The sequence below is a fragment of the Syntrophales bacterium genome, from assembly GCA_023229765.1.
Taxonomy (GTDB): Bacteria; Desulfobacterota; Syntrophia; order Syntrophales; family UBA5619; genus DYTH01.
Genome location: JALNYO010000042.1, coordinates 22,146 through 31,007 on the forward strand (window position 1 = coordinate 22,146; position 8,862 = coordinate 31,007).

The window sequence follows — 8,862 nt, forward strand, 5'->3', positions numbered from 1 at the left end:
GACTCTCCTCCTTTTTGCCCATAAACCCCCATGCCCGTGGAGCACAACGAAGCATGAAAATCCCCCCTTGCCCCCCTTTGGCAAAGGGGGGATGGGGGGATTTTCATGCAAATAACAAGTCGGCGGATGCACTTACACAAGCCCCATCCTTGTTAATCGCCTACCCGATCGTTCCCGCTGCCTTCATGGTCTGAATTTCGCCGTCAGCATAACCCAATCCCTTCAATATCTCTTCCGATTGTTCCCCTAACTTGGGCGCCGCCCTGGTGATCTCGGCTTTGGTTTGGGACAGTTTAATCGGATTGTTCAATACCTTTATCGGGCCGTATTCAGGATGGTCCCAGTCCACAAAGAATTCATTGGCTGCGGCCTGGCTGTCGCGGGTGACTTCCAGCGGTGTCGTTACGGGGGACCAGACGATCTTGGTCTTGCTTAAAATATCTATCCATTCGCGGTATGTTCTGCTCCGGAATATCCCGTCGAGAATATTCACGAGTTCCCCCGCCCGTTTAAATCGTTCATCGTAGGTGGCAAAGCGGAGATCATTTTCCAGTTCCGGATGGTTGATCGCGGCGCAGAAGCCGGGCCAGTAATGCTGGGCGTTGGTCATTCCCAGCATGATCCAGCGGTGATCGCTCGTTTCATAGACATTGCGAATCGGATTGCCCATCTCTTTGCGCTGGGGCCGCACCGCGTCCTCGCCGGTGATCAGACAGCCGGCGATATCAAATCCCAGCGCCCAGACGGCTGTATTATAAAGGGATATCTCCAGTTCCTGGGCCACCCCGGTTTTCTCCCGGATATAGAGGGCGGACATGATGCCGGCCAGCAGACTCATCGCCGTGATGCTGTCGCCGTAGCCAGGCCGGGAAATATTGGGCGCGACCCCCACATCATGCATCAAATCCATGACGCCGCTGCGCGCCCAGAAGGCGACGGAGTCGTACCCGCCGGTGTTTTTCTCAGGGCCGCGTTGGCCGTATCCTGTGAGATTCGCATAGATAATCCGGGGATTGATTTTTGAGAGAATCTCATACGTGAGGTGAAACTTCTCCATCTCATACGGCCGCAGGTTGTTCAGAAAAACGTCGGCGGTCGCCGCCAGTTTATGCAAAACGGTCTGGCCTTCCGGGGTTCCCATATTCAGGGCCAGGCTTTTTTTGTTTCGATCGGTATGTTCCCAGTAATAATTGACGGGATGGGCTTTCGCAAATCCCGACATCCCCTGTCCCAGGGCGTGCCGCCAGTTATCCCCCTTGCCGGGCGGTTCAACGTGAATGACCTCGGCGCCCCAGCTTCCCATCAGCATGCCGACGATCGGCACGGCAACGGCGCCCCCCACTTCAATAACCCTGATTCCCTTCAGTTCTCCGGCCATGATCATAACCCCCATTGCTTGAATTTTTATGTTTTATCCCGGCTACTTGAGTGCGGACTTGGGGATGAAGGCATATCCCCGCATAAGACAGCGGGCCGTTCGGTCCACGGTCGCCCTCTTCAGCACAAAGCCGCCTTTTTGACGGATCACCTTTCCTTCCGGGGCGATCACGCCGGCCGGATGCCCGATGCGCACTTCGCCGCGGGCGACAACCTCCTTGCGAGCAAGCTGGTTGACAATCGTTCCCGGGATCATCGCGGCCGCGACGGTGCAGACGGTGCCTGTCACGGGGTAGGTTCTGTGCATCTTTTGCATGAACAGCAAACGGACGACGATATCCACAGACTTTTCCGAAACCACCTTGCCCGTTGTCCAATTTGTGTAGTTCATTGGCGGTGCACACAAGGCGATAAACGGGCTGTAAGGAACCTCGCTGGTCGCCTTCCGCCAGTCTTTGCAAAGACCCATTGTCTGGGCGGCGACACTGCGGATTTTTTCGATGCGTTTGAGGAGTTTTGCGTCTGAGTCAATTTCAAGGGGCGTTTCGCTGCCCTTGAGACCCAGGGCCTCCGCCCTGAGAAAGACCGTAGGGATCGCCGCATCTACGAGCGATGCCTCAACGTCGTCCTCCCCTTCGACCGCGAGCGTATCCTTTACCCTGCCCGTCGGCAGCAGTTTGCCGGTGAGGGACCCTGCGCTGTCTGCCCAGTCCAAAATGATCTTGGCGCCGGTTCCCGGCACGCCGTCGATTTTATGCTTCCCCTCAACCTCAGCGCGATTGCCCCTTACCGGGACTTCTGCGATGATCACCTTGCCGGTGTTGACCTGATGGATTCGCACACGGGTGAGCGGCGCCACTGCCTTTACCAGCCCTTCGTCGATGGCAAACGGGCCCACTGCCGAGGAGATGTTGCCGCAATTGGATATCCAGTCGATCATGGGCGCGGCCATGCTGACCTGGCCGAAGAGGTAGTCCACATCGCAGTCCGGGCGCGTGGAGGGGCCAATTACCGCGACCTTGCTGGTGAGCAGCTCCGCCCCTCCCAAGCCATCGATTTCCCGGAAGTCGGGGGTGCCGAAGACCCGTCTGATCACCTTGTCCCGCAGACCCGGCTCCTGCGGCAGGTCGCTTAAGTGAAAGAAAATGCCCTTGCTTGTTCCCCCGCGCATGATGGCGCAGCGAACCATTTCCTGAATTTCCATTTTATACACCTCTTTATATGCAAATCCCCCCATCCCCCCTTTGCCAAAGGGGGGCAAGGGGGGATTTTCATGCTTCGTTGTGCCCCACGAGTATGGGGGTTTGTAAGAACAGGTTCGGGTCATTACTTCTCAAAACAGTAAGAACAATGCGATTGCTGAAGGTGACATATAATGTCTGGATAAATATTTCTCAACCATTTATTTTGTCTTTCTGTGCTTCACGTCAATTGCAAGGTTATCGTAAAGCAGATGACCAGGCGCCTGCTTCGGGCATCAACTCTGGGCGGGGGTGCTAAAAAAATGCCCACCTTCCCCTTGAGGGCAGGCTATGCTGAGAAAAAAATGCGCGCATGCCTATGGCCGCTACCATTAAACTCCTTTTTCACCTAATTAATCGGTTTTAATAACAGCGTTTTACGGATGTTTTCCGTTTATGTTTGCCTTCTGGCACAACTGTTGCTTTTCAGGGGAGCAAGAAGGGAAAGGAGGCGTTGCCTTGGAAAACAAAAATTGCGAAAAATGCGGAAAAGAGATTTCCGGTGCGGGCGAGGTTTTGTGTCCCGAATGCAAGGAAGGGGTCAGACGGAAAAGCGGCAGGCGCTTATGGTATTCAGGGATTGCCGTTGTACTGCTGCTGCTTGCCGGAGCGGGTTTTCTGTACGCGGAAAAACAGGCGTGGGAATTTTCGTGGGACGTAGTGCTCGGAAGGCCGGCGGCGGTGGTGAATGGGGAGTCGATCTCCCGGTCCGAGGCGCGCTCGAAGCTTAATGTCAGCAGACTCATGCTGGAAAAAGAGTACGGAAAAGGGTTGTTTGCCGGTGAGCAGGGCAGAGCGCTCTTGGGACGTCTGGAACGCGACGTCTTGGAGAAGATGGTGGAAGAAAGGCTGGTGGCGCGTGAGGCAAGCCGCTTGAAGATAAAGGTGGGCGATGACCTGGTTCAACAGGAGATCAAGCGGATAGAGAAGATCGGCCGGGAGATTTACGGGAATGACGATAATTTTCAGGCCAGCCTTAAGGAGGATGGCATCTCTCAGGAATACCTGGTGGGGCAAGTCCGGAACCTTCTCCTTTTTCAGGAGGTCAAAAAGGCAAAAGCTCCGCCGCAAGCCGATTCCGAAGCCTATTTTGCCGAGTGGCTGACCCAGGACAGAAAGGCAGCCAAGGTGGCCTTTAATCAAACCGTTCCTCCGGCGCCGTCGTTAGCCCAGGGAGAGGAGTCGTGCTGCGGCGCCGGTGGAGGCAGCAGCGCCGGAGTGGGCGGCTGTGGAACGAAGCAGGCGCCCGGCGCTCTGGATCCAAAGTTGCAGAGCACGGCCAGCGTCGCGGCTCTCGATGCTTATCGGGGGACCCATCCCGCCGAGCAGGGGTTGGAGGCAAAGGTTACCGATTACGGCTGTCATGTCCAGGTGGACATCGAAAAGGGTGGAAAAATAGTTGCATCCTATTCCTATAGAGACGGAAAAGTATCTGAAATATAACAAGAAGGAGAGGGTGATGAAGGAAAATAAAGCAGAAGTGTTGAAGGGCAATGAGTCGAAACGGGAAAAACTTTTAAAAACAGAGAAGAAGTTCCCCTTCGTGAAGATAATCGTGATTTTACTGGCGGTAACCATTCCGCTGGCTTGGTTCATATTGAGGAGCGGCTCTGAGGCTGGCGCTGTCAGCGCCACCGGAACTCAGGTTACGCAAAAGGTCAACTACAGTGGTCAGAATATTCGCATGACGACGGTGGACGCGGTTTCCGGCAGCGGTTCCATCGAAATACCCGCGGATATCGTAAAGGACAAGAAGATCGTTTACTTTGAATACAGCAAGGGGGGAAAAAAGGCGCCCCTCATGGCCTACATCACCCCCTCGGGAAAGCTTGTGACCGCGATCAGCATGTGCGAACCCTGCCGCTCCACGAAATTCCATATCGAAGGCGATGAGATGGTCTGCAACGCCTGCGGCACGCGCTGGACTTTGGAAAAATTGCAGGGCGTAAGCGGCGGTTGCCTGGCCTATCCTCCAGACGTTGTGGCCCATACCCTCGAAGGCGGCAAGGTAAAGATACAAGATACAATCATCCTGGGCTGGAAACCGAGGGTATAACTCAAACGGAGGAAGCAGATGCGTTTGCACAATATTTCGCTCAATAACCTGCGGCGCCGCCGGGGCAAGACGATTTTCCTCGTCATCGGGCTTTTGATCGGCGTAACCACCGTTGTGGCGCTGCTTGCCTTGACCGGCGCGATGGAAAACGACATCGGCAAAAAGCTCGATGAACTGGGGGCGAATATCCTGATCACGCCCAAATCCCGCGATCTGGCACTGAACTACGGGGGGATTCAACTTTCCGGGCTGTCCCTCGATGTGCAGCCTCTTAAGCAGGCCGATCTTGCTCGCATCCCATCGATCAAGAACAATGAAAACATCAGCATTGTCGCCCCCAAGCTTATCGCCGCGACGCGGGTCAAGCAAAAGGATGTCTTGCTCTCGGGGATCGTATTCAAGGAGGAACTGCGGCTGAAGAAGTGGTGGAAGATTGCGCCCAAAAAGATTCCGGGCGCTGTTTCAGAGACAAAGAGTGGCGGCAAGGCAGAAATGGGGGAAATGGCTGTTGCCGGGAGCGGCGGCAAGAGTGCCTTCGGGCTTGTCCCTTCCCTGACGGACCGGGACCTCCTGGTTGGGGCCACCGCGGCAGAGCACCTGCAGCTCAGTGAAGGAGATGCCGTTGATATTCAGGGTGAGGCGTTTGCGGTGCGGGGAATCCTGGAAGAGATGGGATCGCAGGATGACGCGCTGATTTTCGCCGATTTGGGACGGGTGCAGAAAACGCTCAAGCGGTCGGGGGAAATCTCCCTGGTGGAAGTGGCCGCCTTCTGCAATACCTGTCCGATCGAGGAGATGGTGGCGCAGCTTTCCGCCGCCCTGCCGGGGGCGAAGGTGACGGCCGTCAAACAGGCGGTGGAGTCGCGCCTTGAAACGGTGCGTCATTTCAAACGCTTTTCGCTGGGGATTTCGGCGGTGGTGATGTTCATCGGTTCGCTGATCGTTTTTACCACGATGATGGCATCGGTAAACGAGCGGACGCGGGAGATCGGGATCTTTCGCGCCATCGGTTTCCGCAAGACTCACATTGCGCGGATCATCCTCCTGGAGGCCTTGGTGGTCGGTTTCCTGGCGGGTATTTTGGGCTATCTTGCGGGGCTGGGCGTATCGCGGCTGACGCTGCCCTTTTTTCTCCCCGGGCAGGGGATCGCGATCCCGTGGGATTTGCGCGTGGCCCTCGGCGCCACTGGTCTTTCCATCCTGCTGGGGCTTGCGGCCAGCGTCTATCCGGCGCTGAGGGCCGCACAGCTCGACCCGGCCGAATCACTGCGGGCAATATAGCGGAGGAGAACAGGCATGAGTCTGATTGAACTAAAAAATGTACGCAAGTTTTACGAAAGCGAAGGGGAAAACGTCGCCGCACTGCAGGAACTGACCGCAAGCGTGGAGTCGGGTGATTTTGTCGCGATCATGGGCCCTTCCGGTTCGGGGAAGAGCACCCTCCTCAATATCCTGGGAGGGCTCAGCCATCCCAGTGCGGGTAATTATATTGTGGACGGGATCGACATCTACGGCCTGCCCAACGAGAAACTGGCCGATTTCCGCAGGGAGTATATCGGGTTCGTCTTCCAGTCCTTTCAACTGATCCCCTATCTGACGGTTCTGGAGAACGTGATGCTGCCGCTGACCATTATTCGCGGTTCGAACGGCTGGCAGAAAGAGGCGGCCTGCCAGGTGCTGGAAAAGGTGGGACTGGGGGCAAAGGAGCGACGCCTTCCGAATCAACTCTCCGGGGGGGAGCAGGAACGGGTGGCGATCGCCCGGGCGCTGGTCAACCATCCTCCGATTATCCTGGCCGACGAACCGACGGGAAATCTCGATTCCGCGACGGGCGACGAGATTATGGCGCTCTTGGGCGACCTCAATGCCGAAGGTCAGACGATCATCATGGTGACGCACAATCCGGAGAATGCCGCCTCGGCCCGGGAAGTTATCCGGCTCAAGGACGGCAAAATTCAAGGCTGATCGAAAGGAGCGACAAAAGCAGATGAAATATTTTCTGATATCGTTTACCCTCTTTCTGGGGATCCTCTCCGCGTTTCCCGCGCCTGCGCTTGCAAGCGACGGTAAATCCGCGGAAGCTCTATTGGCAGATGTCGATGTCGCCCGGGCTTTGGCCATCGCCAACGAATGGAAGTGGTCCCAAAAGGAGATCAAAAGCTTAGTGAATTCCCGCGAGGTGGTATTTCAATTCCCCGACGGGAAGGTGAAAAAGATTCCGCTTCCGGAGGATAAAATGGTCGTCGCTTTGGCGCCGTATATCCAGAAGACGCATACGTGAATGACTCACTATTTCTCCTCCTGTCAGGGGGAGTTGACCGAGCAGATATTTTTTGTAAAGGCCGTGGATGAGGACGGAAATGTTCTGGTCGATGGTGTGATGACCACCCTGAAAAACGGCTTTATGGAACTCTGGCTGCCGAGAAATCGCCGGATCAGCCTGGAGGTCAAGAGAGGCGATCTGACCGCCCAAGGCGTGATTGAAACCTTTCCGGACAGCAAGACCTGTGTAACCACGTTGCAATTGCAGTAATAAAAGGGAACGATATGAGCGGAAAGATTAAGATTTTCATGGCAGCGCTGGTTGTGGCAGTCGCGGCTGCATGGATAGTTGTAGCGGCGCCGGGGTGGTTTGCCAATCAACGCGCGACTGTGGCTGATGAGGTGCGGGGAGAACCGGCGCCGGATTTTGTGTTGAAGGATCTCGCCGGCAGTTCCTTCCGACTGAGCGAGCAACGGGGAAAGCCAGTGCTGCTCGTCTTCGGCACGACCTGGTGCCCCGCCTGTCGAGAGGAGATCCCCCATCTGAAGGAGATATATGCCCGCTACGCCAAGCGCGGACTGGTTGTCGTTAATATCGACATTCGGGAATCCCGTGACAAGGCTTCCAGCTATGCGGAGAAAAACAATCTTCCCTACCGGCTGTTGCTCGATGAAGACGGCGCCGTCGCTGAGAGTTACGGCATCCGGGGCGTTCCTTCCCTGATTCTGCTCGACGATGCCGGCAGAGTAGCCGGAGGGCAGGGTGTTATCGATCAGTCGCTGGCGAATATGTTTAAGCCCAAGTCGTCTCTCTAACGAGGGATGAAAGACCGCCCTGTCTGCAAATATTTTGCCCGCCCATAAAAATGTTGTCATCCGTGACATAATGTAATAAAAGAAGACCTCAAAGACATATTCCAGTTCAAATTAGATATGTAAGAACAGACCGACGGCGCCATCGTTGTCGGCAAGAGCAGGTTTCAATATTCAGCCGCTTTCAGCGCGAACTTATTCAATACCGTATTCAGCTTTAATAAACAGGAGAAGACCATGAGAGATATCAATATCAGTGAGATAGTTTCAACGGTGAAAACTTTACTGATAGATGCAAATTACCATTTGGGGCAGGATATTGTGGCCGCTTTTGAGCGGGGGATTGCCAGCGATGAATCGCCCGTCGCCAGGGAAGTTCTCACGGAACTTAAGGAAAACGCCAGGATTGCCGCAGAAGGCGAATATCCGCTTTGCCAGGATACGGGTCTCGCCGTCCTGTTCGTCGATATTGGTCAGGATGTTCACGTTGTGGGCGGGAACATCAAAGACGCCTTCAACGAAGGCGTGAGGCAGGCCTACAAAGACGGATATTTGCGAAAATCGTCCTGCGATCCCTTTACCAGAAAAAATACGGGGGACAACACCCCGGCCATCATCCACTACGACATTGTCCCCGGAGAAAAGATCAAAATCATGGCCGTTCCGAAGGGCGGCGGGGCGGAGAACATGAGCCGCGTCCAGATGCTGACCCCCTCGGCGGGCGTTGAAGGGATAAAGGATTACATCGTCAACCGGATCAGGGAATCCGGTTCCAACCCCTGTCCGCCCGTAATTGTCGGCGTGGGGATCGGCGGAACGTTTGAGAGAACGGCCATCCTGGCCAAGAAGGCATTGCTGCGCAAGGTGGGTGAGCGCAATCCCGATCCCGGGATCGCCGCGATCGAGCGGGAGGTGCTGGAGCTGATCAATAAACTCGGGACAGGACCTATGGGTTATGGCGGCACGACCACGGCGCTCGAGGTTTTCTTCGAGGTTGAACCATGCCATATCGCCAGCCTCCCGCTGGCGGTGAATGTTCAGTGTCATCAAAACAGGCATAAGGAAGCAACTATCTAAGGGAGGAAGAGCATGGCAAACGAAATTCGGCTGAAA

10 protein-coding genes are annotated in these 8,862 nt (G+C 55.5%); 8 read left to right on the forward strand and 2 right to left on the reverse strand.

Annotated elements, in window-relative coordinates:
* Positions 1-160 precede the first annotated feature (160 nt).
* Together M0P74_15630 and M0P74_15635 are read right to left on the reverse strand one after the other, a co-directional pair.
* Positions 161-1,378 carry a CoA transferase gene (locus tag M0P74_15630; GenBank protein ID MCK9365018.1) on the reverse strand — a complete coding sequence of 406 codons (1,218 nt, stop codon included), beginning with the start codon at positions 1,376-1,378 and terminating at the stop codon, positions 161-163.
* A gap of 42 nt (positions 1,379-1,420) precedes the next feature.
* Positions 1,421-2,581 carry a hypothetical protein gene (locus tag M0P74_15635; GenBank protein ID MCK9365019.1) on the reverse strand — a complete coding sequence of 387 codons (1,161 nt, stop codon included), beginning with the start codon at positions 2,579-2,581 and terminating at the stop codon, positions 1,421-1,423.
* Positions 2,582-3,077: 496 nt separating this feature from the next.
* Here M0P74_15635 and M0P74_15640 point away from each other — a divergent pair, with 496 nt between their 5' ends.
* The 8 genes from M0P74_15640 (at position 3,078) to M0P74_15675 (ending at position 8,826) form a co-directional block, all read left to right on the forward strand.
* A complete protein-coding gene (locus M0P74_15640; protein ID MCK9365020.1) occupies positions 3,078-4,061 on the forward strand; it encodes a SurA N-terminal domain-containing protein in 984 nt (327 codons plus the stop codon).
* 16 nt (positions 4,062-4,077) lie between these two features.
* On the forward strand, positions 4,078-4,674 hold the full coding sequence (locus M0P74_15645; protein MCK9365021.1) for a DUF2318 domain-containing protein: 597 nt from the start codon (positions 4,078-4,080) through the stop codon (positions 4,672-4,674).
* A gap of 18 nt (positions 4,675-4,692) precedes the next feature.
* Positions 4,693-5,955, forward strand: coding sequence for an FtsX-like permease family protein (locus tag M0P74_15650; protein MCK9365022.1), 1,263 nt, complete (start codon positions 4,693-4,695; stop codon positions 5,953-5,955).
* A 15-nt stretch (positions 5,956-5,970) separates the two neighbouring features.
* Entirely contained in the window at positions 5,971-6,639 is a 669-nt protein-coding gene (locus M0P74_15655; protein MCK9365023.1) for an ABC transporter ATP-binding protein, read from the forward strand.
* A 22-nt stretch (positions 6,640-6,661) separates the two neighbouring features.
* On the forward strand, positions 6,662-6,955 hold the full coding sequence (locus M0P74_15660) for a hypothetical protein (protein MCK9365024.1): 294 nt from the start codon (positions 6,662-6,664) through the stop codon (positions 6,953-6,955).
* Positions 6,956-7,207, forward strand: a complete 252-nt coding sequence (locus M0P74_15665; protein MCK9365025.1) for a CueP family metal-binding protein — start codon at positions 6,956-6,958, stop codon at positions 7,205-7,207.
* Between the two features lie 14 nt (positions 7,208-7,221).
* Positions 7,222-7,752, forward strand: a complete 531-nt coding sequence (locus M0P74_15670; GenBank protein ID MCK9365026.1) for a TlpA family protein disulfide reductase — start codon at positions 7,222-7,224, stop codon at positions 7,750-7,752.
* A 234-nt stretch (positions 7,753-7,986) separates the two neighbouring features.
* Entirely contained in the window at positions 7,987-8,826 is an 840-nt protein-coding gene (locus tag M0P74_15675) for a fumarate hydratase (protein MCK9365027.1), read from the forward strand.
* Positions 8,827-8,862: the final 36 nt, after the last annotated feature.

Bases quoted from the DNA above. Each gene is read 5' to 3' on its own strand.
- M0P74_15675 (MCK9365027.1), top strand. From the start codon at position 7,987: ATGAGAGATATCAATATCAGTGAGATAGTTTCAACGGTGAAAACTTTA.
- M0P74_15655 (MCK9365023.1), top strand. From the start codon at position 5,971: ATGAGTCTGATTGAACTAAAAAATGTACGCAAGTTTTACGAAAGCGAA.
- M0P74_15650 (MCK9365022.1), top strand. From the start codon at position 4,693: ATGCGTTTGCACAATATTTCGCTCAATAACCTGCGGCGCCGCCGGGGC.
- M0P74_15645 (MCK9365021.1), top strand. From the start codon at position 4,078: ATGAAGGAAAATAAAGCAGAAGTGTTGAAGGGCAATGAGTCGAAACGG.
- M0P74_15630 (MCK9365018.1), bottom strand. From the start codon at position 1,378: ATGGCCGGAGAACTGAAGGGAATCAGGGTTATTGAAGTGGGGGGCGCC.
- M0P74_15635 (MCK9365019.1), bottom strand. From the start codon at position 2,581: ATGGAAATTCAGGAAATGGTTCGCTGCGCCATCATGCGCGGGGGAACA.
- M0P74_15670 (MCK9365026.1), top strand. From the start codon at position 7,222: ATGAGCGGAAAGATTAAGATTTTCATGGCAGCGCTGGTTGTGGCAGTC.
- M0P74_15665 (MCK9365025.1), top strand. From the start codon at position 6,956: ATGACTCACTATTTCTCCTCCTGTCAGGGGGAGTTGACCGAGCAGATA.
- M0P74_15660 (MCK9365024.1), top strand. From the start codon at position 6,662: ATGAAATATTTTCTGATATCGTTTACCCTCTTTCTGGGGATCCTCTCC.